The organism is [Actinomadura] parvosata subsp. kistnae (assembly GCF_900323885.1).
Lineage (GTDB): Bacteria > Actinomycetota > Actinomycetes > Streptosporangiales > Streptosporangiaceae > Nonomuraea > Nonomuraea composti.
On the sequence record NZ_OOHJ01000021.1, the window covers coordinates 45887 to 71917 of the forward strand.

A 26031-nucleotide genomic window follows, 5' to 3' on the forward strand; every position below is an offset into this window, starting at 1 on the left:
GCCACTGTTCTGATCAGCCGGAGGAGGGGCCGGTCCAGCCGTTCGGCACGTGGCCGAGGCGGACGCGCTGCGGGTGGTCGCCGACCGGGACCGAGAGCAGCTTGCGGCCGGTCGCGAAGTCGATGGCGGTGACCTGGTCGGCGCCGCTCTCGGAGATCACGCACGCGCGGCCGTCACCGCTCACCGTGGCCCAGTACGGCTTGGCCGCCGGCACCAGCGGGCCCTCCTGCAACGTCGCCACGTCCAGGACGGTCGCGTAGTCGTCCATGGTGCCGGCGACGCACAGCTTGTCGCCGGTGGGCTTCATCGACAGGCCGTGGTGGCGGGAGTCGTTGACCCAGGTGGTGCGGTCCTCGCTGGTGGCGGGGTTCTTGGGCAGCGTCTTGACGCGGGTGATGCGGTCGGCGGCGACGTCGTACTGGACGACGCCGTTGAAGAAGGAGACCTGGAAGTACAGCGACGACTCGTCGGGCGTGAAGACGGCGGGGCGCACCGCGTCCGACAGGTCCCTGCGGCCGAACGCGTCGAGCCGGCCGCGCATGTCGATGGTCTTCACGACCCGGTACGTGGCGGCGTCGGCGACGGTGATGTGCCGGTCGCCCTTCAGCCAGTCCTGGGACGGGTCGTCGAAGGCGTTGTCGACCTCGCCGATCGACATGTTCCACAGCAGCGAGCCGCCGGCGGTGAACACGTTCTCGTGCGGCTTGTCACCCGCCCGGAACGAGCCGAGCTGCCTGCCGGTGCGGATGTCCAGGACGTGCACGGTGTTGGAGGTGGACGCCGAGACCGCCACCTTGGTGCCGTCGGGGGAGACGGCCATGTGGTCGGCGCGGTAGCCGGAGACGGGGAAGCGCCACCGGATCGCGCCGGTGGCCAGGTCGATCGCGACCACGTCGGCGAAGCTGGGCCGCGAGACGACCACGGCGGTGCCGTCCGGCGTGGAGTACATGTCGTCCACGAACTGGTCGTGGCCCTCGCCCGGCCCTTGGCGGATGCCCAGGAAGTAGATGAGCTTGATGGGGTTGAGGTAGATCTCGGTCAGGCGCTGGGCCTTGTCGGGGATGACGTTGATGCGGGCGATCTTCGCGAAGTCGCCGGTGGAGCCGATCACGTCGGCGGTGCCGTCCCAGTTGTTGCCCACGAACAGCACCTCGCGCAGGGCGGTCGTGGCGCTCGCGGGAGCGGTGCAGCAGGCGGCCGTCAGGGTGGCCGCGATGAGGACGTCGCGCAGGCGGGAGGCGGATCGGCGGGCACGAGCCAGAGCGTGCATGGTCCTTCTCCAGAGGGAGCCGGAAGAAAGAGGGGGGCGCGCGCGGCGCGCCCCGGGGTGGCGCGACAGCCTCGGGAAGCCGTCACGCGCGGACGAGAACGCGGTGATCTCGCAGGGCCGGCCGAAGGTCTGAATATCGGGATATTCAGACTTGGTGACTGGATGGTAGGCACGTGTGGCGCCCGCCACAAGACCCGATGCGAGAAACTTTCCGTGACACCTCAGCGGAGGACACGGTGGCGGGCAGGATCACGCCGGCGGCGGGCCGGTACGCGGGCAGGACGGCGAGCGAGCGCCAGGCCGAGCGCCGCAGACGCCTGATGGAGGCGGGCCTGGAGCTGTTCGGCGGCGGCCCCGGCTATCGCGACACCAAGATCGTCGATGTGTGCCGGGCCGCCGGGCTGTCCACCCGCCAGTTCTACGAGGAGTTCCGCACCCTGGAGGACCTACTGGCCGAGCTGCACCTGTACGTCAACGACACCGCCGAGCGGGCCGTGCTCGCCGTGCTGCGCAAGGCGCAGGAGCTGGAGCCGGTCGAGCGCTACTCCACCCTGTTCCGCGCCTACGCCGCCGGAGCCACCGCCGACCCCCGCCACACCCGGATCGCCTTCGTCGAGATCATCGGCGTCAGCCCGCGCCTCGACCGCCAGCGGCTCGACCGCCGCGCCCGCTGGATCGACTTCCTGTGCCGCCAGGCCGAGGCCGCCGCCGAACGCGGCGAGATCCCGCCCGGGGACTACCGGGTGGCCGCGGCCGCGTTCATCGGGGCGGTCAACGGGCTCATGCACGACTGGGCCGTGGGCTGGGTGGACGCCGGCCGGGAGCAGATCATCGACGAACTGCTCGCGATCCTCCTGGCCCGCTTCCAGGTGCTGTCCCAGAAGCCTCCGGCGTAGGCGGACGTCGCCCGCCTGCTCTCACCACGACGAGCAGCCCCGCCGCCATCAGCCCGGCGGCGTGCAGGCAGAGCGTCGGGACGATGCCGAGCCGCTCGCCGAGCACGCCCGCCAGCGCCATCCCGAGCAGGGACGTGGCCGCCTGCGCGCTCATGAGGAGCCCGAAGACCGCGCCCAGCCGGTCGGCGCCGGTGGCCGTCTGGGCGAACGTCGTGAGCCCCGCCATCGCCGCCGCGGCCGGCAGCCCGGCCAGGGCGATCAGCACGATGGCCGGCCACAGCTCCCGCGTCAGGAGCGGGTAGGTGAACAGCGCCAGGTCGGCCAGGCCGAAGACGACCGTCCCCCATCCGAACAGCGCTCGCGGCCCGGCCTTCCCCGGGCGGGCGGCGAGCGCCAGACCGCCGGCGATCCCGCCGACCGCCTGCGCCGACAGGAACAGCCCGTACGCGTCCCCCGTTCCGCCGAGCACCTGGGCGACGAACGGCGCCGCGAGCGTCGCGAAGACCCCCTCGCCCAGCCCTGTGATCACCATGTACGTCACCAGCAGGCGCACGTCGCGGTTCCCTCTGGCCAGCCGCAGCCCGGCCACCCATGCCCCGCCCATCGTCGTCGCGGCCGGGGCGCGCCGGGAGGGCGTCCGCAGGCGGGCCAGCAGGAGCGCGGAGACCAGGAAACCGGCCACGCCGATCCAGACGACCGCGGCCAGCCCGCCCGCGCCGACCGCGACCCCGCCCGCCAGCGCCCCCAGCAGCCTGGCGGCCTGGCCGCTCTGCCCGTGCAACGCGTTGGCCCGGACGAGCTGCGAGGCGGCCACGATCTGCGGCACGAGGGCCTTCTGGGCGGGGAACAGCACGGTGCTGAGCACGCCCGTCCACAAGGCGACGACGTAGACGATCCACACCTGGCCCGGTTCCCGTACCGCCAGGAGAGGCAGCAATCCTAGCGCGAGCAGCACGTCCGTGACGGCCAGCAGCCTGCGGCGGTCCCACCGGTCGGCGAGCACGCCCGCGAGGGAGCCGAGCAGGACGTCGGGTAACCGGGCGGCCAGCAACATGGTGGCGCTGGACAGCGTGGACCCGGTGAGGACATAGACGTGATAGGCCAGGCCGGTGCTGATGACCCAGTCACCGGTCTGCGAGATCAGCCCGGCCGTGAGGAGCCGCCGGTAGTCCCGGTTCCTTCCGAGGAGGCCCCGGATCCCTTCATCGGTGGGCATTGCCGCGGCGTTCATGGCCACCCCCGGCTCAGTCGCCGGTGCCGGTGGCGGGGAGCGGGACCAGGAGGGTGGTCAGCAGCACGGGCCGGGCCCCCTCCGGCCGCTCGGACGGGTCGGCGATGCGCGCCATCAGCGGCTCCAGCAACCGGTTGAACGCTTGATCGAACGCGGCCAGCTCGTCGGGCGTGACGTAGAGATAGGAGCTGCCGATCCCCCCGGCCTGCCGCCACGCGTCCGGCTCGTCCCTGCGGCGCTCCTGCCATTCGGCCAGCCGCGACAGCGCCCGCTCGGCGATGACCTGCTCCAGCAGCCCGCGGGCGGCCGACGCTTCAGGGGTCTGCTCAGTGTCGGACCACTCCTGGGTCAGGGACGTCGCCCGCCACGGCCGTTCCCGCTCGTCGCGCGCCTCGGCCTGCTCCACGAAGCCGTACTTGGCGAGTTGCCGCAGGTGGTAGGAGGCCAGCGCCTGGCTGATGCCGACCTCGCGGGCGGCGTCCGCGGCGGTGGTGGCGCCGGCCCGCATCAGCAGCTCGTGCAGCGCCAGGCGGACGGGATGCGCGAACGCCCGCATGGCGGCCGGATCGTCGAGCACGCGGCGTGGCCGCTCCCTCCAGGATTCCAAAGACATGCTTGGAATCCTGGGACGGCTACGACCAGATGTCAAGGAAACCTTTGGAATGATGACTTCTCAGGCGAGGGTCGCGCGGGCCAGCGCCGCGGCCTCCTGCCAGGTCAGGTTCGTGCCGCGCAGGAACGCCTCGGCATGCGCCGCCTCGCCCAGGACGGCTCTGGACGCGGACGTGATGCGGTCGACGTCACCGCGTTCGGCGGGCGGCAGCGGCGCGCCGACGCTGCGCCGGGCCGCGTCCGCCGCGCCGAGCAGCAGGGTCGCGACCTCCGCCCGGCCCGCGCCCCCGGCCAGTGCCGCCCCTGCCGAACCTTCGAGGGACAGGGCCACGGCGCGGGGCTCGCCGATCGAGCAGGCCACCTCCAGGCCGTGCAGCTGGAGGGCGGCCGCCCGGGCGGCGTCGCCGCGCAGCTCGGCGGTGAAGCCCAGCTCGACGTGGAGCAGGTGCTCGCCCGCCGGCGAGGAGGCGAAGTCGTCACGCAACTGGGCCAGGTACGTCGCCGCGGCGTCGAGGTCGCCGGAGCGGCGGAAGCCGAGGGCGAGGCCCATGATGGCGTGCACCTGGCCGTACACGTAGCCCTGCTCCGCGGCCAGGCGGCGGGCCTGCTCGTGCAGGTCGCGGGCGCGTTCCCAGTCGTGCGACAGCAGCGCCAGCCGGCCGAGCCCGGAACGGCGGGCCGCGACCTCCGCCGTCAGGCCCAGCTCCTGCGCCAGGTGCAACCCCTCGCTCTGGCGGCGGGTCGCCTCCGCGTAGTCGCCCTTGATCTCCGCCAGCGTGGACAGGGGTGACGTGGTCTGCAGCTCGCCCCAGCGGTCGCCGAGCTCGTGGAAGAGCGTGGCGGCGTGCAGGGTGTTGCGGGCGACGGCGTCGAGGTCGCCGCGGCTCAGGGCGTTCATCGCGCGCAGGGCGAGCACGGCGGCGGTGCCCCACGCGTCGGCGGCCAGCAGGCGCTGGGCCTGCGTGTTGACCTGCTCGCTGACGTCGGGGAGGCCCGCGTGGAAGAGGCCGTAGGCGTAGAGCCAGAGCATCCGGCCGTGGCGGGCCGGGTCGGCATCCGTGCCGGGGGAGGGCGCCGGCCGCGGGTCGGAGCGGTCGCCGGTCAGCAGCGTGAACGCGCCCTGCAGCAGGCGGAGCTCGGCCGAGTGCGGGGCCTGCGCGAGCGTCGCCGACAGGGCCTGATGGCCTTCGGTGAGCCGGCCGCGCAGCAGCCACCACCAGGTGAGGGCCGTAGCCAGCCGGGCAATGGCCTCGGCTCGGGCGCTGGCAGCGGGTGAGGTGTTGGGGGCGGCGTCGGAGCGGGGGTCGGCCTCGGTTCCGGCGGTGGGGTCGGGGTGGGTGGTGGGCTGGAGGGCCGCGCGGAAGTTGGCGGCCTCCGCGTCCAGCCGGTCGAGCCAGGCTTGCTGGTCGGGGCCGCGCAGGTGGGGGTCGGCCCGCTCGGCGAGAGCGAGGTAGTGGCGCAGGTGGCGCTCGCGCAGGACGGTCAGGTCCTCCGTCTCGCGCAGGCGTTCCATCGCGTACGCGGCGATCGACTCCAGCAGCCGGTAGCGCGGCCCGGCCGGGGTCTCGGTCATCACGACCAGGGACCGGTCGACCAGGCGGGTGACCAGGTCCAGCACCTCTTCGGCCGGCACGTCGGGCCCGGCGCAGACGGCCTCGGCCGCGTCCAGGGTGCAGCCGCCCGCCGGCACGGCCAGGCGGCGCAGCACGACCTGCTCCTGGTGGGTGAGCAGGTTCCAGCTCCAGTCGATCACCGCGCGCAGGGTCTGCTGCCGGGCCGGGGCGCCGCGCCGGCCGGTGGTGAGGAGCCGGAACCGGTTCTCCAGCCGGGCGGCCAGTTCCTTGACCCCGAGGCTCCGTACGCGGGTGGCCGCCAGCTCCAGGGCGAGGGGGATGCCGTCGAGGCGGCGGCAGATGTCGGCCACCGTCTCCAGGGTGTCGGGGCCGGGGGCGAAGGCCGGGGCGGAGGCGGTGGCGCGCTCGGTGAACAGCCGGATCGCGTCCGCCTGCTGGAGCGGGTCGATCGGGTAGAGGGTTTCGCCGGTCAGGCCGAGGGGTTCGCGGCTGGTGGCCAGGATGCTGAGCGCGGGGGCGGCGCGCAGGAGGAGGTTCGCGAGCTCGGCGGCCTGCTCGATGAGGTGCTCGCAGTTGTCGAGGACGAGCAGCGTCCGGCGTTCGCGCAGGGCGGTGGCGAGCCGGTCGGTGGGGTTCGTGGGGGCGCCGGAGATCGGTGCGCCGGTGATGCCGAGCACGGCGGCGATCACCTGGACGAGGTCGTCGGTGCTGCCGTGGTGATCGGCGAGCTCGATCAGCCAGACCCCGTCGGGGAAACCCGGCACCGCCGCGGCCGGCGTTCGAGTGGCCGGCTCCTGCGCGCCCAAACCGTGCGCGGTCGGCGTCTCGGTGGCGCGGCTCGGCGCCGTCCCGCCCTGGGCGGCGATGCGGGACGCCGCCTCGACGGCGACGCGGGTCTTGCCGACCCCGCCCGGCCCGATGAGCGTGACCAGGCGGCTGCGGCCGAGGAGGGCGGTGATCTCCTCCAGGGCACGCCGGCGGCCGATGAGGGCCGTGAGCTGCGTGGGCAGGTTGGTGCGGGGAGCACCGGGCGACGGATCCTGGTGCGGGCCCGCTTGGGGGAGCGCGGCCTGCTCGGGTTGGTGCGGCACGGTGCGTTCAAGTTGCTGGGGCGAGGCTCGCCCGGGTTGAGGGAGTGCGGCTCGTTCGGATCGGGGGAGCGCACCACGTGCGGGTTGAGGGAGCGTGGCCCTTCGGGACTTGGGCCCAGGCCGAGTGACGGGTCCTGGCGGAGGATCGCCTGGTGGAGCGCGCTCAGCTCCGGGCTCGGGTCCACGCCGAGCTCGTCCGCGAGGCGCCGCCGCAGCTCCGTGTAGGAGGCGAGCGCTTCGCTCTGGCGGCCGGCCAGGTAGAGGGCCCGGAGCTGGATGGCGCGCAGCCGTTCGCGCAACGGGTGGCGGGCGACCAGGTCGGCGAGCTCGCCGGTGAGCAGCAGGTGGTCGCCCGCGGCCAGCCGCGTCTCGGCGTGCTCCTCGACGACGGCGAGGCGCTGCTCGGTGAGGCGGTGGGCGGCGGCGCGGGTGAACTCCTCGTCGGCGAAGTCGGCGTAGGCGGCCCCGCGCCAGAGCTGCAGCGCCTCGGTGAGGAGCGCGGCGCGCGTCTCGGGGGCGGCGGTGCGGGCCTGGGCCACCAACGCGAGGAAGCGGCGCGCGTCCACCTCGTCCTCGGGGGCGAGGCGCAGGAGGTAGCCGGGCGGCTGGTACGCGACGCGCTCGCGCCCGAGTGCCCGGCGCAGCTGGGAGACCTTGGCTTGCAGGGCGTTGGCGGGGTTGCCGGGCGGCCGGCCGTTCCACAGGTCCTCGATGAGGCGGTCGGTGGGGACGGGCCGGCCGTCGTGGACGAGGAGATCGGCGAGCAGGGCCCTGACCTTGACTTCGACGATCTTGACCGGCCGGCCTTCGTCGTCCTGCACCAAGAGGGGCCCCAGCACCGCGAATCGCACAGTGGTCACCGTACACAGGCCGATTCCCCCCGCCCTTCGGGAGTGGCTCAGACGACGATGACCCGGCGTCCGCGCGTGTGACCGGCCTTGCTGTCGACGTGCGCCGCCGCGGCCTCGGAAAGCGTGTACGACCGGTCGACCGGAATGTGCAACCTCCCCTCAGAGATGAGGCGGGCGGCCTCGGCGAGCGCGTCCGGCATGCTCCCGGCCACCCCGGAGAACCGCACCCCGAGCACCGGCGCGCCGAGGTCGGCGATGGAGACGACCTTCCCCGGGTCCCCGGTCAGCTCTACCAGCTCGCGGATCACGCCCGAGCCGGCCAGGTCGAGGGCCGCGTCGACCCGGCCGAGCCGCCGCACCCGCTCGACCCAGCCCTCGCCGTAGGTGGTGGCGAGGGCGCCGAGGCTACGGAGGTAGTCCTGGTTCGCGGGCCCGGCGGTGCCGATGACCGTGATGCCGCGTTCGCGGGCGATCTGCAGCACCGCCGAGCCGACGCCGCCGGACGCGCCGCTGACCAGCAGCGTCTGCCCGGCCCGCACGCCGACCTGGTCGATGACGCGCAGCGCGGTCTCCACGACGGACGGGTACCCGGCCGCCTCCTCGAACGTCAGCCCTTCGGGCATCCGCGCCCACGCCCACAGCACGGCGAACTCGGCATAGGTGTCGGAGCCCTCGCCGAACACGTGATCGCCCACGGCGACCCCTTCGACGCCTTCCCCGACCTCGTCCACCACGCCGGCCGCGTCGAGCCCGACCCCGGCGGGCAGCTCGATCGGGCGGGCCTGCTGGAACTGGCCTTCTCTGATCCTCCAGTCGACGGGGTTCACGCCCGCCGCCCGTACGGCGATGCGGATCCGGCCGGGGCCCGCATGGGGCTCCTCGGCGTCCACGAGGTGCAACACGTCCGGGTCGCCGAACTCGGCGAAGCTCACTTTCTTCATGCCGCCGACCGTAGCACTAACGGTTAGTGTTTTGAAACATCTCCGTTTTCCTATCTGGTAGCATCGGATCATGACCGAGCCGTCCGGACGCCGCGAGCGCAAGAAGGCCGCGACCCGCCAGAAGATCGCCGACACCGCCCTGCGGCTCTTCCTGGAGCGCGGTTACGACGCGGTGGGCATCCGCGAGGTCGCCGCCGCGGCCGACGTGGCCGTCACCACGGTCTTCGCCCACTTCGCGAGCAAGGAGGCGCTGGTGTTCGAGCAGGACGAGGACTTCGAGCGCCGCCTCACCCAGGCGGTCACCGGCCGCGCGCCGCACGAGCCGCTCGTCCCCGCGCTGCGCCGCGAGATCGAGGCCCTGGTGCGCCACTGCACCGCCGACGGCGCCGCCCCCATCTGGCGCATGATCGACGAGTCGCCGGCCCTGCGGCAGTACGAGGAGTCGATGCGGTCGCGGCACGCGCGCTCGCTGGCGGCGGCCATCGCCGCCGACCTCGGCCTGCCCGGGGAAACTACGGCCTGCCGGGCGGTCGCGAGGTTCGCGATCGACGCGTTCTCGCTGGCCCGCGAGGCGGCCGAGCCGGAGGCCGCGCTCGACGAGGTCTTCCCGATGATCGAGGCGGCGTGGGCGGCCGCCGGCCGTTCCCTGCCCGCGCGGGAAGCCGTTCCGGCGGAGGCGGGAGCCGGCTGAGGGCCGGTCATCAGCGGGTCATCAGCCGCTCCGAAGCGCCCGGGAGCACAGTCGTCACTGTCCCCGGACGTCGAGAGATCGGAGCATGACCATGTCGAGCGCGGCATTGACCTCCCGCCTGTTCGAGCCCGCCAGGCTCGGCCCCCTGCACCTGCCCAACCGGCTGGTGATGGCGCCGCTGACGCGCAACCGCGCGTCGGCCGACGGCGTCCCGACGCCGCTCATGGCGACGTACTACGCGCAGCGCGCGTCCGCCGGCCTGATCATCGCCGAGGCCACCACGCCGAACGCGGTCGGCCAGACTTATCCCGACATTCCCGCCATCTACAGCGATGAGCATGTGGCCGGCTGGCGGCGCGTCACCGGCGCGGTGCGCGCGGCGGGCGGCACGATGTTCCTGCAGCTGCAGCACGGCGGCCGGATCGGCCACCCGGAGACCAGCGGCCTGACGCCGCTCGCACCCTCCCCGGTCGCCTTCCCCGACCCGATCCACACCCCCGCCGGATCCAGGCCCGGGGTCGTGCCGCGCGCGATGACCGTCGGGGAGATCCGCGGCACCGTGGCCGACTTCGCCGCCGCCGCCCGTCGGGCCGTGGACGCCGGGTTCGAGGGCGTGGAGGTGCACGGCGGCAACGGCTACCTCATTCACCAGTTCCTGTCCGGGGTCACCAACCAGCGCGGCGACGCCTACGGCGGCTCGGCGACCGGGCGCATCCGCTTCGCGGTCGAGGTGGTGGAGGCCGTGGCCGACGCCATCGGCCCCGAGCGGGTGGGGTTGCGCATCGCGCCCGGCGTCACCGCGAACGCCATGCGCGAGCACGACGTCGAGCGCGTCTACCCCGAGCTCGTCGGCGCGCTCGCCGGCAAGGGCCTGGCCTACCTGCACGTCGTGTTCGCCGACCCCGCGCAGCCGCTGTTCCACCGCATCCGCCGCGCGTGGCCGTCCGTGCTGATCACCAACCCGGCGTTGCCCTGGCCGGCGCCGTTCCCCGCCGACGGCGGCCGGCAGGAGGCGGAGCGGCTGCTCGCGGCGGGCGCCGACCTGGTCTCGCTGGGCCGGGCGTTCCTGGCCAACCCCGATCTCGTCGAACGGTTCCGCCGCGGCGCGCCGCTCAACCCGGTGCGGCCGGAGTACTGGTACGGGGGCGGGGAGCTCGGCTACACCGACTACCCGGTGCTCGGCCGCCACCCGGTCGCGGTCTGAGACCGCCTCGCGGACGCGACGGGATGGGCATTGCCCGTGCTCAAATCTTTAGTTAACTTTCCTGTATGAAGTCGCGTCCGTTAGCCGCGCTCGCACTGACCGCGGCCGCCCTCCTCGCCTCCCCGGCCGTGGCCGCCTCCGCCACCTCCCAGGCCGCGTCCGCCACCTCCGCCGCCTACGTCAAGCAGGCCAGCTACGGCTGGCCCGACCAGTGCCAGTGGTTCGGCGCCCAGGGCCAGGCCAACCACACCTGGAGCTCGTACTACTGCGAAACCGTCATCCCCACCAACTGGACCGCGCCCGGCCTCTACAACCTGTGGGTGCAGTACTGACCCCGCTCAGGCCCAGCTCTGGGTCACGCCGCCGTCCGGGAGCGAGATCTCCAGGCGGCGGCACCACGGCCGCGGCGGCGTCCACCCGGCCGCGGGCGTGAACTCCACCTTCAGCAGGCGGGCCGACGCGGGGACCGGCCCGCCCAGATCGCGAACGCCGTGCGCGGCCGGCCCGCCCGACGGGTCGAAGGCGCCGCCGTTGTCGTCCCGGTAGTCGGTGCCCAGGTCGTCCTCGGTGGACAACATCCAGTACCAGAAGAACGGCCCCTTGCGCTCCTCCTCGTCCGGCGCCGGCCCCGGGACGAGCTCGTAGTGCAGCACCCCCTCGCCGCCCGACAGCTCCAGGCCCCGGGCGACCACGTGGTGGCCGTCCACCAGCTCCCCGAGGTCGAGGTCGAAGACGACGTCGAGCCGCCTCGACCCGCCCGTCCGGGCGAAGTACGCGTCGGTGGCCGTACGCGGCGGAATGCTGATCATGAGCCCCAGCATCACGCATGACCGGCCTGCCGGGCCAGTCGTTTACAGGCCGAGGGAGGCGATGAGGTCGCGGATCTCGTCGCGGTAGACGGCCGCGGGGTCGTGGACGAGCGGGCTCAGGTGGCCGTAGATCTCCAGGGCGACGAGGCCGTGCATGCGGCCCCACACACGCAGGGTCAGCGCCAGCGCGGCCGGCGGCAGGCCGGGGAAGTGCTCGCGGACGTGCGCGACCAGGCCGGGGTCGAAGTCGTCCCAGGTGTAGGTGCGCTCGGTGCGCTGGAGCGGCTCGGCGGCCGGCCAGGCGGCGGCGACCAGGCCGGTCAGGCCGGTGCAGGCGCGCAGCTCGGCGGCCTTGCCGGGGCCGTCGGCGGGCGGCCGGTAGCCGGGCACCGGGTCGCCGTAGATCAGCCGGAAGCCCTCGGGCCCGGCCAGCGCCCACGCGCGCACGGCCTCCGCCCAGGCCAGGATGCGGCCGCCGGGATCGTCGGCCGGCACGGCGTCGCGGGCGGCCTCGGCGGCCTCCACGACCGAGGTGTAGACGTCGCCGATCAACGTGGTGACCAGGTCGTCGCGGGTGGGGAAGTAGCTGTAGATGGCGCCGGCCGTCATGCCCATCTCGCGGGCGATGGCGCGCAGCGAGATCGCGTCGGGGCCGCCGGCGGACATGAGCTTGAGGGCGATCGCCTTGATCTCGGCGGTGGTCTCGGCGCGCAGCCGGGCACGGCGGCTGATGATCTCCCCGGTCACGCCCCACACTCTACAGCGTTCGCACGCTGCACACCGTTCAGTGAAGGTCGGGTGCGGTGCGTGACCGGGGAGGCCGGTCACAGCAGGACGAACGAGAAGTCCTGCGCCGTCCGGCGGTTCAGCGGGATGTCGATCTTGACGCGGCGGGCGATCTCCCTTCGGCTGATGCCCAGCCCCTGGCCGATGAGCCGTTCAGGGCGGACGGGCACGGGGTCGTCGAAGACGACCGTGACATGCAGCGGCCACACCTCCTCGGGAGGAGGCGGGGCGACGAGCTCCCAGCAGCCGTCCCACTCCAGGGCGAACCGGTTACGGCGGGCGGTCCACGGGTCGAGCAGGACGCGGGCGACGAAAGCCTGCGAGTCGGCCGAGTAGCCGGACAGCAGGGTGCGGGACAGGGAACGGACGTGGACCCGGTCATGGACGGTCAGCTTGCTGGTACGACCGCAGGACACGCAGTCGACCAGGAGCCAGACGTCGAGCAGCTTGCCGTTGGCGTTGACGCGGAACCTGCCGTCACCGGCCGTGGCCCGCTCGGACGGGCAGGTCACGCAACGCAGGGCGAGCAGGGGCAGGCGGGTGCGCCGCACGACCCAGGGCAGCACGGTATGAGGATGTGAAGACATGATCTCTCTGAAGACCTGACAGAGGGCACGGAAACAGAGCCGGCGGCGACGCCGGCGACCGATGCGCGGAGAAGGTGTCAGGTCTAAAGAGCAGGCGGGGTCATGCGGGGGAGAGTCCTCACGTTCGGGAGTGCGAAGTCACCGTAGGGGAGGGCCGGTCGCGAAGGCCAGCCGTTTTTCGCCCGCCCCAGGCCGCTCCGACCCGTTCCACGCGCCGGAACACCGATGGAACGCCCCAACTGACGACGGCTCCCGAAGCGGGAGCCGCACAGGAGGAGGAGAGGCCCATGAACCTGAGACGCGTGTTCGGCCTGATGGCGGGCACGGCGCTGGCCGTGGCCGGCCTGGCCGGGCCGGCGCGGTCCGCGTCGGCGGCGCTGGCGCTGCCGTTCGCGACCCCGACCACCTGCACCTTCCAGACGCTCAACACGGGGAACTTCCTGACGGCCGTCGGCGGCGGCGGCCGCACGACCGACGTCATCCACTCGAACGCCACCGTGGCCCGCTCCTGGGAGCGGTTCACGGTCGTCGACGCGGGCGACGGCGTGCACTTCGGCATCAAGACGCTGACCGGCAACTTCCTCACCGCCGTCGGCGGCGGCGGGCGGACCACCGACGTCGTGCACACCGACGCGACCCTGCTGCAGGCATGGGAGAAGTTCGCGCTGATCCGCCAGGGCGGCGACGGGTTCGCCATCCAGACCGTGGACGGCCACTACCTGACCGCCGTCGGCGGCGGCGGCCGCACCACCGACGTCGTCCACAGCGACGCGACGCTGATCCAGTCGTGGGAGATCTTCCGCGTCCAGTGCGGCCTGACCACGGTGCCGAACGTGCAGGGCTTCGACGACGCCTCCGCCCGTCAGGCGATCGTGGCGGCAGGGCTGGCCGTCGGGTCGGTCACGTTCGACAACACCTGCAAGGACGTGTTCGGCACCGTGCTGTTCTCCACGCCCGGCGCCGGCACGACGGTGGCGCGGGGTTCGGCGGTGAACCTCAGGGAGTCCAGCGGGGTGGACGCCCAGGGCCGGCCCTGCGTGCTCCCCTGATGCTCGCGACCGGCTGATCCGCAAGGGCATGGCTACGATGCCGCCATGCCCTTCGATCTTGCGTCCCTCGGCTTCGGGATCTTGTTCGCCGCCCTGTTCGCGGGGCTGCCCCTGGCGACCGCGGCCACGGCCGTCCCCGCCGCGGTGCTCTCCGCCCCGGCCGGCCGGCACGACCTCGTGCGCCGGGGCGTGGTCGTCGTGGGGTTGTTCACGTCGTTCTGCGGCGCCCTGATCATGGGGCTCGGGGCATGGCTGGCCCGTGCGGACACCCGCTACGGCGCCCTGGAGAGCCTCGGCTTCCTGCTGCTGAGCCTCCTCGGCGCGGGGCTGCTCATGGGCGGCCTCGGCCCGCTGCCCTCGTGGCTGCTGGAGCTCGCCGATCGCGCCGCGGAACGGCTGCCGCCGCCGTTCCGCCTGGCGGCCCGGGACCTGGCCCACCGCCGTATCCCGGCGGTGGCGGCGATCACGCTGGCGATGCTGGCGAGCGCCGCCGGCATCGCCGTGACGGTCATCGCGACCGGCGAGACGACCCAGGCCAGGGCCGCCTACCAGCCGCAGGCCCGGCCGGGCGCGTTACTGGTCGAGTCGGGCTCCCCGTTCAGGGAGGGGTTCTCGCCGGAAGAGGCGGGCGCCGTGCGGGCGGCGATCGAGCGCGAGTTACCCGGAGTGCCGATCGTCGAGGTCGAGGAGGTCCCCGAACCGGACCGGTACCTGCACGCGACGGCGGAGGCCGCCGAGCTGCCGGACGAGATGGTCTACTGGCCCCAGGCCATCGGGGACGAGAAGCTGCTGCGCTACCTCACCGGTGACCAGTCCACGCCCTACGACGAGGGCACGGCCGTGGTGATCGTCTCCGGCGACGTGCGGGCCGATGCGGTCGAGCTGTCGTACGAGATCAGCGCCGACGACGAGAGCACGAGGACCAAGACGATCCCGGCGGCCGTCGCCAGGCCCGCCACCCCCCACATGGCGACGATCTTCGTCCCCTCGAAGATCGTCCGGGACCTCGGCTACCCGCTCCAGCCGGCCGAGCTGATCGTCGACCCCACCCTCCACCGGGTCACGGAGCAGGAGCGGGAGCGCCTCGACCGCCGGCTGGACGACGACCTCGCGCGGACCTACGTCGAGCGGGGCTTCCAGGCTTCGACCAGATGGCTGCCGATCGCCGCGGCGGCGCTGCTGCTCGCCCTCGGAAGCGCGCTCGCGCCCGGCTTCGGCCAGGCCGCGAACGCGCGCCAGGCCCGGGTCCTGAGGCGGACCGGCAGCGGATCGGGCGCCGCGTTCCGGTGGTTCTGCGCGGGCCGGGCGGGGCTGAGCGCGTTGCTCGGGACGGTGCTCGGCGCGGTCGCCGGATGCCTCGCCGGGATGTTGCTGCTGTGGCCCCTGACGGCGTCCAGCAGTTGGGACGACCCGCCAAGGGTGCCCTTCGAGACGCCCTGGGCGGCGGTCGTGGCCGTCGTCGCGGGCCTTCCCCTGCTGGCCGCGGCCCTGGGCGCGCTGCTCGCCCGCGAACGACCACCCGTCCCTCCGGCCCGGCGCTGAAGCCCCGCCGGGTCAGGCGGGCCGGTGCGGGTCGGCGTGGACGTGGGTGCGCATGCCCTGCGGGTCGAACAGGATCAGCAGCTCGACCACCCCGCCGTCGGCGCTGCCCAGCCAGTGCGGCAATGACGTGTCGAACTCGGCCGCCTCGCCCGGCGGCAACGTCAGGTCCCGCTCGCCGAGGAGGAGCCGCAGGCGGCCGTTGAGCACGTACAGCCACTCGAAGCCGTCATGGGTCTGCGGCGTCGGCACGAGCGGTTCCGGCCGCGCGGGGATGATCATCTTGAACGCCTGCACCCCGCCCGGCCGGCGCGATAGCGGCACGAACGTCATCCCGAACCGGTGGATCGGCGTGAGGTGGATCCGCGGATCGCCGGTGCGCGGGGCGCCCACCAGATCGTCCAGCGGCACGTTGTACGTGCGCGCCAGCGGCAGCAGCAGCTCCAGCGTCGCCCGCCGCTGCCCGCTCTCCAGCCGCGACAACGTGCTCTCGGAGACGCCGGTCGTGGTCGCGAGGTCGGCGAGGGTCAGGCCGCGATGCCGGCGCAACGCCCGCAGCCTCGGCCCCACCCCGTCCAGCACCTCGTCCAGGTCTTGGTCCACGCCCGCCATCTTGCCAGAACCGCAAGATTTCGTGCCAGAACGCACGCTCCCGACGAGACTGGGCGGACACCTCTCGAAAAGGAGCCCCCATGACCGAAGCGGTCACGTTCTGGGACGGCGTGTACGCGGCACGACCGGCCGCCACCCGCCCCCGTCCGAACACCCGCCTGACCGAAGTGGCCACGCCCCTGCCGCCCGGCGACGCGCTCGACCTCGGCTGCGGCGACGGCGGCGACGCGCTGTGGCTGGCCGGGCAGGGCTGGCGGGTCACCGCCGCCGACATCTCCGCCGTCGCGGTCGAACGGCTCACGGCACTCGCCGGCGCGCACGGCCTCGGCGACCGTATCACCGCCGTCCGGCACGACCTGCGCGACTCGTTCCCGGACGGCACGTTCGACCTGATCTGCGCCCACTACCTGCACACGCCCTTCGACCTCGACCGGGCGGGCGTGCTGCGCGCGGCCGCGCACGCGCTGCGTCCCGGCGGGCGGCTGCTGGTCGTCGACCACGGCTCGACCGCGCCGTGGTCGTGGAACCAGGACCCCGACGCCCGGTACCCGAGCCCGCGGGAGGTCGCGGCGGGCATCGCGCTGGACCCGGCGGCGTGGACGATCGAGCGCGCCGACGCGCCCCGCCGGATCGCGACCGGGCCGGGCGGGCGCACCGCCGAGGTCACCGACCACGTCCTGCTCATCCGCCGCAACCCCTGAACCCGCCGGAGAGAACGCCATGCCCACTACCCACCGCCGCCGTGACACGCCGCCGCCCCGCACCGGGGGCGGCGAGGCCGAGGTCCTGCGCGGATTCCTCGACTACCTCAGAGCCTCGATCGCCGCGAAGGTCGACGGCGCCCCCGACCCCGAGGCCCGCACGGCCGCCGTGCCGTCCGGGACGAACCTGCTCGGCCTGCTCAACCACCTGACCTGCGTCGAACGCGCCACGTTCCTCGGGGAGGACGTCACCGACTGGCCGGCCACGTTCACGGCCGCGCCGCAGGACAGCGTGGCCGACGTCGTCGCCCGCTACCGGGAGACCGTCGAGCGCGCGAACGCCGTGCTCGACGGCTGCGCCGACCTGGGCGCGCCCGTTCCCAGGCCGCGGCCGGGCCGCCCGGCGCCCAGCGTCCGGTGGGCGCTCACCCACCTGATCGAGGAGACCGGCCGGCACGCGGGCCACGCCGACATCCTGCGCGAGCTGATCGACGGCACCACCGGCCGCTGACTCGATGGTTCGGCGGGCGTCCACCCATGGTCAGCGGGCGCCGGCCGCGCGGAGCAGGGCGGCCACCTCCGTCTGGCCCTTGGCGATCGCGTGGGCGAGCGGCGTGACGCCGTCGCGGTCGGCGAGGTTCACGTCGGCGCCGGCCGCGACCAGCAGGCGCACGATCTCCTGGTACGGCGGGCCGCCGTCGCCGAGGATGACCGCCTCCAGCAGCCCGGTCCAGCCCAGGTCGTTGACGTGATTCACGTCGATCCCGGTCTTCAGCACCTCGCGGACGTAGTCCACGTGCCCCCGCTCGCAGGCCGGGATGAGGGACACCCCTCCGTACCGGTTGCGCACGGTCAGGTCAGGACCGGCCGGCAGCAGCGCGCGCAGCATGGCGACGCTGCCGGTCACACCGGTGACGAGCCACGGGGTGGCCCGGTCGGCGTCCTGCGCGTCGGGGTCGGCGCCGGCCTCGACCAGCACCTCGGCCACCTCGACGTGGTCGGCCGCGGCGGCGAGCAGCAGCGCCGTGCGCCGCCGGTCGTCGCGGGCCTCGACGTCGGCCCGCGCCGGAGCGCGTCGCGGACGGCGCCGGCGTCCCCTCGCGCCGCCGCCGCCAGCAGTTCCTCGTTGACCACACCATCTCCTTCTTCCGCCTTGGGGGCGCCGCACGCCGTGAGGACCGAGCCGAGCAGAGAGGCCAGGACGGATCTGCGCCCGATCAGGCACGCGCGGCCGCTCACCGCAGCCGGCCCGCCACCGCCTTGAGGCCGGCGCGGGCGATGGCCTCGTCGACGTCGCCGCTCGGCGCCCCGCCGACGCCGATGCCCGCCACCGGCGCGCCGTCGGAGACGACGGGGACCCCGCCGCTGAGGAAGAGCGTACCGGGGATGTCGGCGATGCTCGGGCCGCCGCCGTCGAGGCCCTTGGCGAGCTCGCTGGTCGCCCGGCCGAAGGAGACCGCCGTGAACGCCTTGCGCCGGGCCGACTCCTCGGTCTGCGGCCCGGCGCCGTCACCCTTGACGACCAGCCGGGTCGCGCCGGAGCGGTCGACGATCACGACGGTCACCTTCTGCTTCTGCCGGGCGGCCTCTCGCATCGCCGCCTCGGCGATCTCCAGGGCGGCGCCGGACGACAGTACCTCCGTCCGGACGACCGCCTGGCCGTCCCGTACTGACGGCGTGGCCGCCTGGGCGGCGGTGGGGGCGAAGGCGGCGGCCACGAGGGCGAGGCCCGCGAGCGGGGCGGCGGCGCCGCGGCGGGCGCGCAGGGATCCGGTCATCGTCTCTTCCGTTCGTCACGAGGTGTTCGAGCAGGTCAAAGCCTCTCAGCGACGGCGCGGGCAGCCATCGGAAGCATGAACGATCCCGCGGCGTCAACCGGTCGAGCCGCCGATCAACCGATCGGTTGATGTGCCGCCGGCACGTTCCGGCCGGGTCCCCGGCAACGCATAAGGTCGGGGCAGCACGGACGGGGAGGATGATGAGGGAGCGCGTCTGGCTCAACTGGGCCATGCATGCAGGCTTCTACCTGCTGCTGGCCGCCTCGGCGCTGAGGCTGGTGTCCCGGCACGGCATGGTCGCGCAGACCGTGGCCGCGCTGGCCGTCTGCGCGGTCCTCGCGCTGGCGTACCTGGTGGGCGTGGTGTCCTGGAGCCGGCTCGGGCGCCGGCGGGTGGTCTGGCTGGGCTGCGTGGCGGCGGTCTGGCTGGGGCTGGTCGTCGTCGCGCCGTCGTTCAGCTGGTGCGCGGTGCCGCTGCTGTTCCTGTGCCTGCGGCTGCTGAACGCGCGCGCGTTCGCGGTGGCGGCGGCCGTGCTCACGCTGGTCGTGATCGCGGCCCAGACCAAGATCGCGCAGGAGGTCGATCCGAGCCTGATCCTCGCGCCCATCGGGATCGCCGCCATGACGGCGGTGACGTTCTGGGAGCTCCAGCGCGAGAGCGCCGCCCGCCAGCTGCTCATCGACGACCTGATCAGCACCCGGGAGACCCTCGCCGAATCGCGGCACCGCACCGGCGTGCTGGAGGAGCGCGAGCGGCTGGCCAGGGAGATCCACGACACCCTCGCCCAGGGGCTGACCAGCATGGGGATCCTGCTGCAGGCCGCCGACCGGGTGTGGGCCGCCGACCCCGCGCTCGCCCGCGCCCACGTACGGCGGGCCGCCGAGGCCGCCGCGGAGAACCTCGGCGAGGCCCGCCGGTTCGTCCGCGACCTGCGGCCGCCCGGCCTGGACGGCACCACGCTGCCCGAAGCCCTGGCCCGGCTCTGCGCGAACGGCGGCGACGACGCTCCGCGGGTGCGTCTGCGGGTGGAGGGCGAGCAGTACCCGCTGGAGCCAGGCGTGCAGACGGCGCTGCTGCGCGTGGCCCAGGGCGCGCTGGCCAACGTCCGCGACCACGCGGGCGCCGCGAACGCCACGATCACCCTGTCCTACCTGGACGGCGAGGTCACCCTGGACGTCTTCGACGACGGCGCCGGCTTCACCGAGCCCGCCCCGGCCCCCGGCCGCGGGTACGGGCTGCGCGCGATGCGCGATCGGCTGGCCGGGGTGCGCGGCGTCCTGGTCGTCGAGAGCACCCCAGGTGAGGGCACGGCGCTCGCCGCCCGCGTCCCCGTCGCCGGCCAGGCCACGCCGCCGGTGCGCGAGCAGGAGGTGGGCGCGCGATGAGGCTGTTCCTGGTGGACGACCATCCGGTCGTACGGGCGGGCCTGGTGGCGCTGCTCGGCGGCGAGGACGACATCGAGATCGTCGGCGAGGCGGCCGGCGCCGACGAGGCCCTGCGCGGGATCGCCGCGCACCGGCCCGACGTCGTCCTCATGGACCTGCAGCTCGGCGACGGCATCGACGGCGTCGAGGCCACCCGCCGGATCCGGGCGCTGCCCGCGCCGCCGCAGGTCCTCGTCCTGACGACGTACGAGACCGACGCGGACGTCCTGCGCGCCGTGGCCGCCGGCGCCACCGGATACCTGCTCAAGGTGTGCCCGCCGGAGGAGCTGTTCCAGGGCATCAGGGCCGCCGCCAGGGGAGAGAGCGTCCTGTCGGCCAAGGTGGCGGCGCGGATGATGCGGCGGCTGCGCGACCCCGGCCTGGCGCTGAGCGTGCGGGAGGTGGAGATCCTGGAGCTGCTGGCCAGCGGCGCCGCCAACCGTGAGATCGCCAGGCGGCTGTTCATCACGGAGGCGACGGTCAAGACCCACCTGGTGCACATCTACGGCAAGCTCGGCGTGGACACCCGTACCGCCGCCGTCACCGCCGCCGTGGAGCGGCGCCTGATCAGGCTGCCCTGACCCCCGTGTGTCGCAGACCGCCGCGCGCCCGGCGGGCGGGCAGCATGGGAGGCGTGCGTGCGGACGAGGAGGACCTGCCCCGGCAGGAGTGTGCCGTGACGGTGCTGGGCGGCCCCACGGCCGTCATCGATCTCGGGGGCCTGCGGATCGTCGTCGATCCCACCTTCGACGACCCCGGCCCCCACGGCTACCTGACCAAGACGACCGGCCCCGCCGTGCCGGAGAGCCGGCTGGGGCCGGTCGACGCGGTGCTGGTCAGCCACGACGCCCACCCGGACAACCTCGACGACCGGGGCCGCGCCTTCGCCGTGGCCGCCCCGCTGACCCTCACCGTCCCCAGCGCCGCCGCGCGGCTCGGCCCCCGGGCGGCCGGGCTGGCCCCCTGGAGCACCCGCACGCTGCCGCGCCGGGACGGCGGCGGCGACCTGACCGTCCAGGCCGTGCCCGCCGTCCACGGGCCCGAGGACGGCGAGCGCGACCCGCACGGCCACATCAACTGCGAGGTCACCGGCTTCGTCCTGTCCGGTACGGGCCTGCCCACCGTCTACGTCAGCGGCGACAACGCCTCGATGCGGGCCGTGGCCGAGATCGCCCGGCGCGTCCCGGACATCGACGCGGCCGTGCTCAACGCCGGGGCGGCCCGCGTCCAGGGCAAGTTCCGCGAGCGCCCCGTATCCATGGACGCCCGCCGGGTCGCGGCCGCCGCCGCCGTGCTGGGCGTCGCCGTCGTCATCCCCGCCCACTACGACGGGTGGACGCACTTCTCCGAAGGGCGGGCGGAGCTGGAGACGGCGTTCGACGAGGCCGGCCTGTCCGCGCTGCTGCGCCTGACCGGGCACGGCTCCTGGTCGGCGCTACGCGGCTGAACGCCCTCAGGCGACCGCCGTCCCCTCAAGCTCGACCATCAAATCGGGGATCGCCAGCCGCGTCACCCCGAGCATCGTGGTGGACGGCGCCACCCCCGCCGCGCCCAGCCGTGACGCCAGCACCCCGTAGTGCTCGAAGAGACGGTCGACGTCGGTGGTGTAGACGTTGAGCCGGACCAGGTTCGCCAGCGACATGCCGGCCTCGCCGAGCACGGCCTCCAGGTTGTCGAGGCTCGACGCGAGCTGCGCCGCCAGGTCACCGGCGTGCTCCGGCTTGCCGTCGGCGCTCATCGCGGTCTGCCCCGAGCAGTACAGGGTGCGGGTGTGCCCCGAGACCAGCTCGCCCTGGTTGTAGCCCAGCTGCACCGACCACGGCCACGGGTTGATCGCCGTTCGCTCCATCGCCACATCAGCTCCTATCGAATCGTCAGCAATCTGTACGGGTTCGTACGACGAAGAGCCTGCCAACGAATCACGACATCCTGTGTCGTGTATTTCGATAGGGTTTTCGCATGCGTGCCGACCGGCTGGTCTCGCTGGTCCTGCTGCTGCGGCAGCACGGCCGGCTGTCCGCGACAGCGCTGGCCAGAGAGCTGGAGGTGTCCACCCGCACCGTGCTGCGCGACATCGAGGCGCTGTCGGCGGCCGGCGTCCCGGTCTACGCCGAACGCGGGCGGCACGGCGGGTTCGTGTTGCTGCCCGGTTTCCGTACCGAGCTGACCGGGCTCAACCCCGACGAAGCCCTCGCCCTGCTCGTCGCCGGGTCGCGGCGCGGCGCGCAGGCGTTCGGCCTCGGCTCGGCGCTCGCCTCGGCGATGCTCAAGGTGGTGGACGCGCTGCCCGAGAGCTACCGCGCCACCGCCGCGGGCGCGGCCGAGCGGCTGCTCATCGACCCCGAGACCGACCTGCTCTCGCGCCGGCTGGCCGCCGAGGAGGTGCCCGACGCCATCGCGGCCGAGGTCCTGCGGGCGGTGTTCGCCGGGCACAAGCTGCGCATCCACTACGCGGCGGCGGCCGACGCGAGCCCCGAGTGGCGCACGGTGGACCCGATCGGCCTGGTCACCGTGCGCGACCGCGGCTACCTGCTGGCCACGCGGTCGGGGGCGGACCGCACGTACCGGCTGTCGCGGATCCTGGCCGCCGAGGAGCTTCCCGAGCCCGCCCAGCGCCCCGACCGCGTCGACCTGGACCGGGCCTGGCAGGAACGCAGCACCCGCTTCCGCAGCGGCGGCGACCAGGTCACCGTCCTGCTGCGGCTGGACCCGGCACGGCGGGAGGAGCTGGCGGGCACCGCGCTGGCCGTCCACGCCGAGAAACGTGACACGGACGGGTGGCTGCGGATGGAGGCCAGCTTCCAGGACGGGCGGCACGCGGTGTGGGCGCTGTGGCAGCTCGGCCTCGCCGCCGAGGCCCTGGACCCGCCGTGGCTGCGCACCGCCCTGCACGACCGCGCCACCGCGCTCGCCACCCGCTACGGGACGCCCTCCTGAGAGCCGTCCGCTACAGGAGGACGTTCTCCTGGGAGCCGTCCGCCCCCGAACGTCCCGCCTGGGGGAGCCGTTCGCGCGGTCAGTGCTGCGCGCCGGCGTAGAAGGCGCGGGCGGCGAAGCCGATCCACTCGGGGCGTTCCCAGGTGGCCCAGCGGGCGCGGGCCTCCTCGTCGATCCGCGCCGCCGCCTCGTCGGCGGAGACGCCGGCCGCGCGTAGCCGCGTGACCTCCCCGTACACGTGGTCGAGGTAGTCGCGGACGTCGCGGATCAGGGACACGTCGGCCACCTCGCCGTGGCCCGGCACGACGATCTCGGGGCCGCGCGCGATCAGGTCGTCGAGGACGCCGATCCAGCCGGGGCCGTTGACGTCCACGTCGTACGGCGGGAAGTACGGCGCGATCGGGAAGATGCGCGTCTCGATCAGGTCGCCGCCGAACAGCACCCGGTCGTCGATGACGATGACCTGGTCGGAGCCGGTGTGCGCGGGCCCGACCGCCCGCAGCGCCGCCGTGCGCCCGCCGAGGTCGAGCTCGGCCGCGCCCTCGTAGACCAGGTCGGGATCGACGAGCTCGACACCTTCCAGCTCGGCCGCCGCGGCGGCGCTCAGCCCCCGGAACATCTCCACGTAGGAGGCGCCCTTGCGGTGCAGCTCGGCGCGCTGGGCGGCGTTGTAGACGATCGTCGCCACGCCCTTGAACGCCTGCGCCCCGAACCCGTGCTCGGGGTGGAAGTGCGTGACGGTCAGGTACAGGTGCCGGTCTCCGGCCAGGCGCCGGGCCTGCTCCAGCACGTACGCGCCGTTGCGTGGCCCCATGCCGGTGTCGATGACCAGCGCGGAGTGCTCGCCGACGACGATGCCGACGTTCGGGACGAGCTCGACCCGGCCGTCAGGGATGACGTACACGCCGTCGGACAGCTCGACGGGCTCGCCGCGCACGACCGGCGGCGGGCTCGTCCGCACGTCGGGCAGGTCGCTCAAGTCGGGGGACGGGTTCGGCGGCACATCGGCGGGGCACATGGTCCGGCTCCAATCTGAACAGTGTTGAGATGTGAGCGAGCCTAGCAGACATCTGAGCGGTGTTAAGATCGGGCGATGGCGAGAGAGCGATACCACCACGGCGACCTGCGCGGCGCGCTGCTCGACGCCGCCGAGACCCTGGTGCGCGAGCGCGGCACCGACGGCTGGTCCCTGCGCGAGGCCTCGGCGCGGGTCGGCGTCAGCCCCAGCGCCGCCTACCACCACTTCGCCTCCCGCGACATGCTGGTCCGCGCCCTGTCCGAGCGCGTGCTCGCCTGGCTCGGCGAGCGCCTGCGGCACGACTGCGAGCACGCGCCCGGCCAGGAGGACGACCCGCAGCGGCGGCTGATCGCGCTCGGCCGCAGCTACGTGACCTGGGCGCTCGACGACCCGGCCGTCGCCCGGCTCGTCCTGCGCGGCGGCGCCACCGGCCCCGACTCCGCCATCACCCCCCACCCGCACGACGTCCTCACCGCCGAGCTCGACCGGCTCACGGCGGCCGGCGCCCTGCCGGAGCCCGCCCGCGAAGGGGCCGAGTTCGTCGTGTGGGCGGCCCTGCACGGGCTGGCCGTGCTGCTGGCCGACGGCCTGGTCCGCTTCGACGACCCGCACGCGGTGACCCTTCAGACCGAGCGCGTCGTCCGTACCACGCTCAACGGCCTGGCCCAGGAGGCCTCGCACGCGGCGGGCCGGCCGGCGGGCCGCTCGGCCCACACCGAACGGCTCGCCCGCGTGGACTTGACCCTGACGCAGCGTCAACCTCCCAGCATGGGGGCATGACCACCGGAACCACGGGCGGCAGCACCGTCCAGACCTTCACGATCCAGCACGACGGCGTCACGATCCCCGTCTCACGCGGCGGCCGGGGCCGGCCGCTGGTCCTGTGCCCCGGGCTCAGCTCGACCCAGGCGGACCTGCGCGAGCCCGTCGAGCTGCTGCGGCGCGACCACGACGTGGTGACCTTCGATCTGCGCGGCCACGGCCTGGCCTCGGCCGCCGGCCGGTACTCGTTCCAGGCGTTCCTGAGCGACCTCACCGCAGTGCTGACGGAGCTGGAGCGGCGCGGGCTGCCCGAGCCGCCCCTGCTCGTGGGCTACTCGCTGGGCGCCGACCTGGCCGTGCACTACGCCGGCGAGCACCCCGGCGCCGTCGCCGGGCTCGTGCTCATCGACGGGGCGAACCCGGTGCCCGAGCCGTTCCTCACCGAGGACGTCCTGCCCGCGTTCCGCGCCCTGTGGGAGGAGGCGGCCACCCGGCAGCGGGCCGCGCGCCAGGTGCTGCTCACCGGCCAGGAGATCCTCGACCTCAACCTCGAGATCGACGCCGTCCGGGCGAAGATCCTCGACCGGTACGCCGCGATCGACCGGCCCATCGCCATGATCATGTCCACCGCGATGGCCGGCGACGAGGAACGGTTCAACCGCAACTGGCGGGCCGGCGTCGAACGGCTCGTCCGCGAGCACCCGCGCGTCACCACCACCTGGCTCGACGCCGACCACCGGCTGATCGTCACCCACGCCGACGACATCGCCCGCATCATCCGGCACCTGAGCGCGTCGTGGAGACTGGACCGATGCTGACGATCGGCGAGCTGGCGGCGTACACCGGGGTGACCGTGCGCACGGTGCGGCACTACCACGCCAAGGGGCTGCTGCCGGAGCCCGAGCGGGACCACTCCGGCTACCGCAGGTACGACGCCACCGCCGTGGTCGAGCTGATCAGGATCAGGACCCTCGCCGAGGCCGGAGTCCCCCTGGCGCGGGTGGGGGAGCTGCTGCGGGCCGGCGAGGAGGAGTTCGCCGCGGCCGTCGCGGACATCGACCGGCGGCTGGAGGCGGAGATCCGCGAGCGGCAGCGGCACCGCAAGCGCATCGCCCGGCTCGCCTCCGGCGACCGCCTCGCCCTGCCCGCGGAGGTCGTCGAGCACCTGGAGCGGCTGCGGGCGCTCGGCGTCGACGAGCGCATCGTCCGGGCCGAGCGCGACGGCTGGATCCCGCTGGCCCTGCACGCGCCCGAACGGGTCCCGGAGTGGACGGCCCGCAAGCGGGAGCAGCTCGGCGACCCCACGCTCGTCGGCTTCTACCGCACCCTCAGCCAGGCACTCGACCGGGCCGACGATGACCCCCGCCTGGTCGAGCTGGCCGACCGGCTGGCCGCCTACCTCACGCGGATGGCCGCGGAACGCGGCGACGACTACGTCGAGGACACCGGCATCGACGCCACGCTCGCCCAGCTCATGGACACGCTGGCGTTCGACACCGTGCCGCCCGCCCGCCGGCTGATCGAGCTGCTGCGGCAGCGCGGCTGGACGGGCTGGACCAGGCTCGAACGCATCCGATAGTCGTGAGGCTCTGAGCTGGGCCTCTTCCGCCCGGCTGAGGCGGGCGAGAAGAACAAGACTGCCGGTCGACGGATTTTTCCGGCACGGTG

The 26031-nt window shown here is 74.0% G+C and carries 28 protein-coding genes and 1 pseudogene; 15 read left to right on the forward strand and 14 right to left on the reverse strand.

The genetic code is table 11. The features are described from left to right. Positions 1-13 precede the first annotated feature (13 nt). Complete coding sequence (locus tag KIS93_RS42240; RefSeq protein ID WP_155126955.1) at positions 14-1270, reverse strand: YncE family protein; 1257 nt, start codon at positions 1268-1270, stop codon at positions 14-16. Positions 1271-1467: 197 nt separating this feature from the next. On the opposite strand from KIS93_RS42240, the gene KIS93_RS42245 reads away from it, so the two are divergent. Further along, the gene (locus KIS93_RS42245; RefSeq protein ID WP_230466121.1) at positions 1468-2166 is read left to right on the forward strand and encodes a TetR/AcrR family transcriptional regulator; all 699 of its coding nucleotides are present in this window, start codon (positions 1468-1470) and stop codon (positions 2164-2166) included. On the opposite strand, the gene KIS93_RS42250 is transcribed toward KIS93_RS42245, so the two are convergent. The 5 genes and pseudogenes from KIS93_RS42250 to KIS93_RS42265 all read right to left on the reverse strand — a co-directional run bounded on the left by KIS93_RS42250 (position 2099) and on the right by KIS93_RS42265 (position 8466). Continuing rightward, on the reverse strand, positions 2099-3382 hold the full coding sequence (locus tag KIS93_RS42250) for an MFS transporter (RefSeq protein ID WP_186404747.1): 1284 nt from the start codon (positions 3380-3382) through the stop codon (positions 2099-2101). The two genes, KIS93_RS42245 and KIS93_RS42250, sit on opposite strands and share 68 nt — an antisense overlap. 28 nt (positions 3383-3410) lie before the next feature. Next, positions 3411-4010, reverse strand: a complete 600-nt coding sequence (locus KIS93_RS42255) for a helix-turn-helix domain-containing protein (protein ID WP_080038291.1) — start codon at positions 4008-4010, stop codon at positions 3411-3413. A 60-nt stretch (positions 4011-4070) separates the two neighbouring features. Next, a complete protein-coding gene (locus KIS93_RS68445; RefSeq protein ID WP_335673924.1) occupies positions 4071-6674 on the reverse strand; it encodes an ATP-binding protein in 2604 nt (867 codons plus the stop codon). 200 nt (positions 6675-6874) lie between these two features. Beyond that, positions 6875-7534 (reverse strand): annotated as a pseudogene (locus tag KIS93_RS68450) (AfsR/SARP family transcriptional regulator); the annotation flags it as partial. Between the two features lie 38 nt (positions 7535-7572). Then, a complete protein-coding gene (locus KIS93_RS42265) occupies positions 7573-8466 on the reverse strand; it encodes an NADP-dependent oxidoreductase (protein ID WP_080038292.1) in 894 nt (297 codons plus the stop codon). A gap of 70 nt (positions 8467-8536) precedes the next feature. On the opposite strand from KIS93_RS42265, the gene KIS93_RS42270 reads away from it, so the two are divergent. The 3 genes from KIS93_RS42270 to KIS93_RS42280 all read left to right on the forward strand — a co-directional run bounded on the left by KIS93_RS42270 (position 8537) and on the right by KIS93_RS42280 (position 10693). Further along, positions 8537-9157 (forward strand): TetR/AcrR family transcriptional regulator, encoded by a 621-nt coding sequence (locus KIS93_RS42270; RefSeq protein WP_080038293.1) that lies wholly within the window; start codon positions 8537-8539, stop codon positions 9155-9157. Between the two features lie 85 nt (positions 9158-9242). Then, positions 9243-10361, forward strand: coding sequence for an alkene reductase (locus KIS93_RS42275; RefSeq protein ID WP_080038294.1), 1119 nt, complete (start codon positions 9243-9245; stop codon positions 10359-10361). 65 nt (positions 10362-10426) lie between these two features. Further along, complete coding sequence (locus KIS93_RS42280) at positions 10427-10693, forward strand: hypothetical protein (protein WP_080038295.1); 267 nt, start codon at positions 10427-10429, stop codon at positions 10691-10693. 6 nt (positions 10694-10699) lie between these two features. On the opposite strand, the gene KIS93_RS42285 is transcribed toward KIS93_RS42280, so the two are convergent. The 3 genes from KIS93_RS42285 to KIS93_RS42295 all read right to left on the reverse strand — a co-directional run bounded on the left by KIS93_RS42285 (position 10700) and on the right by KIS93_RS42295 (position 12522). Beyond that, complete coding sequence (locus KIS93_RS42285) at positions 10700-11170, reverse strand: hypothetical protein (RefSeq protein WP_155126962.1); 471 nt, start codon at positions 11168-11170, stop codon at positions 10700-10702. 42 nt (positions 11171-11212) lie between these two features. Further along, entirely contained in the window at positions 11213-11917 is a 705-nt protein-coding gene (locus tag KIS93_RS42290; protein ID WP_230466122.1) for a TetR/AcrR family transcriptional regulator, read from the reverse strand. Between the two features lie 77 nt (positions 11918-11994). Next, entirely contained in the window at positions 11995-12522 is a 528-nt protein-coding gene (locus tag KIS93_RS42295) for a DUF1062 domain-containing protein (RefSeq protein ID WP_230466123.1), read from the reverse strand. Positions 12523-12830: 308 nt separating this feature from the next. Here KIS93_RS42295 and KIS93_RS42300 point away from each other — a divergent pair, with 308 nt between their 5' ends. Continuing rightward, positions 12831-13592 (forward strand): PASTA domain-containing protein, encoded by a 762-nt coding sequence (locus KIS93_RS42300; RefSeq protein ID WP_186404748.1) that lies wholly within the window; start codon positions 12831-12833, stop codon positions 13590-13592. Between the two features lie 45 nt (positions 13593-13637). Further along, positions 13638-15134 (forward strand): hypothetical protein, encoded by a 1497-nt coding sequence (locus tag KIS93_RS42305; protein ID WP_080038298.1) that lies wholly within the window; start codon positions 13638-13640, stop codon positions 15132-15134. Between the two features lie 12 nt (positions 15135-15146). On the opposite strand, the gene KIS93_RS42310 is transcribed toward KIS93_RS42305, so the two are convergent. Beyond that, entirely contained in the window at positions 15147-15743 is a 597-nt protein-coding gene (locus KIS93_RS42310) for a helix-turn-helix domain-containing protein (RefSeq protein WP_471633767.1), read from the reverse strand. Positions 15744-15823: 80 nt separating this feature from the next. Here KIS93_RS42310 and KIS93_RS42315 point away from each other — a divergent pair, with 80 nt between their 5' ends. After that, positions 15824-16444, forward strand: coding sequence for an SAM-dependent methyltransferase (locus tag KIS93_RS42315; RefSeq protein WP_080038299.1), 621 nt, complete (start codon positions 15824-15826; stop codon positions 16442-16444). A 19-nt stretch (positions 16445-16463) separates the two neighbouring features. After that, a complete protein-coding gene (locus tag KIS93_RS42320; RefSeq protein ID WP_186404749.1) occupies positions 16464-16955 on the forward strand; it encodes a DinB family protein in 492 nt (163 codons plus the stop codon). Between the two features lie 30 nt (positions 16956-16985). Here the strand turns inward: KIS93_RS42320 and KIS93_RS42325 are convergent, their stop codons facing one another. Both KIS93_RS42325 and KIS93_RS42330 read right to left on the reverse strand, forming a co-directional pair. Then, the gene (locus KIS93_RS42325) at positions 16986-17612 is read right to left on the reverse strand and encodes an ankyrin repeat domain-containing protein (RefSeq protein ID WP_246005442.1); all 627 of its coding nucleotides are present in this window, start codon (positions 17610-17612) and stop codon (positions 16986-16988) included. 67 nt (positions 17613-17679) lie between these two features. Continuing rightward, complete coding sequence (locus KIS93_RS42330; protein ID WP_080038300.1) at positions 17680-18222, reverse strand: GlcG/HbpS family heme-binding protein; 543 nt, start codon at positions 18220-18222, stop codon at positions 17680-17682. 197 nt (positions 18223-18419) lie between these two features. Here KIS93_RS42330 and KIS93_RS42335 point away from each other — a divergent pair, with 197 nt between their 5' ends. The 3 genes from KIS93_RS42335 to KIS93_RS42345 are packed head-to-tail and all read left to right on the forward strand — an operon-like array spanning position 18420 to position 21093. Then, entirely contained in the window at positions 18420-19607 is a 1188-nt protein-coding gene (locus tag KIS93_RS42335; protein WP_230466125.1) for a sensor histidine kinase, read from the forward strand. Then, complete coding sequence (locus KIS93_RS42340) at positions 19604-20227, forward strand: response regulator (protein ID WP_080038302.1); 624 nt, start codon at positions 19604-19606, stop codon at positions 20225-20227. The genes KIS93_RS42335 and KIS93_RS42340 overlap by 4 nt, the downstream gene beginning before the upstream one ends. A gap of 53 nt (positions 20228-20280) precedes the next feature. Further along, positions 20281-21093, forward strand: a complete 813-nt coding sequence (locus KIS93_RS42345) for an MBL fold metallo-hydrolase (protein ID WP_230466126.1) — start codon at positions 20281-20283, stop codon at positions 21091-21093. A gap of 6 nt (positions 21094-21099) precedes the next feature. Here the strand turns inward: KIS93_RS42345 and KIS93_RS42350 are convergent, their stop codons facing one another. Beyond that, positions 21100-21495, reverse strand: coding sequence for a RidA family protein (locus tag KIS93_RS42350; protein WP_080038304.1), 396 nt, complete (start codon positions 21493-21495; stop codon positions 21100-21102). A 110-nt stretch (positions 21496-21605) separates the two neighbouring features. Here KIS93_RS42350 and KIS93_RS42355 point away from each other — a divergent pair, with 110 nt between their 5' ends. Continuing rightward, positions 21606-22583 (forward strand): helix-turn-helix transcriptional regulator, encoded by a 978-nt coding sequence (locus KIS93_RS42355; RefSeq protein WP_080038305.1) that lies wholly within the window; start codon positions 21606-21608, stop codon positions 22581-22583. A 79-nt stretch (positions 22584-22662) separates the two neighbouring features. Here KIS93_RS42355 and KIS93_RS42360 read toward each other — a convergent pair whose 3' ends face one another. Further along, the gene (locus KIS93_RS42360) at positions 22663-23601 is read right to left on the reverse strand and encodes an MBL fold metallo-hydrolase (protein ID WP_155126966.1); all 939 of its coding nucleotides are present in this window, start codon (positions 23599-23601) and stop codon (positions 22663-22665) included. Positions 23602-23676: 75 nt separating this feature from the next. Between KIS93_RS42360 and KIS93_RS42365 the strand changes: the two genes are divergently transcribed. Genes KIS93_RS42365 through KIS93_RS42375 form a run of 3 tightly spaced genes read left to right on the forward strand, consistent with a single transcriptional unit; the run spans position 23677 to position 25942 of the window. Beyond that, entirely contained in the window at positions 23677-24381 is a 705-nt protein-coding gene (locus tag KIS93_RS42365) for a TetR/AcrR family transcriptional regulator (protein WP_080038306.1), read from the forward strand. Then, positions 24378-25181, forward strand: a complete 804-nt coding sequence (locus KIS93_RS42370; protein ID WP_080038307.1) for an alpha/beta fold hydrolase — start codon at positions 24378-24380, stop codon at positions 25179-25181. Before KIS93_RS42365 ends, KIS93_RS42370 begins: the two co-directional genes overlap by 4 nt. Beyond that, entirely contained in the window at positions 25175-25942 is a 768-nt protein-coding gene (locus tag KIS93_RS42375; RefSeq protein ID WP_080038308.1) for a MerR family transcriptional regulator, read from the forward strand. The genes KIS93_RS42370 and KIS93_RS42375 overlap by 7 nt, the downstream gene beginning before the upstream one ends. Positions 25943-26031 lie beyond the last annotated feature (89 nt).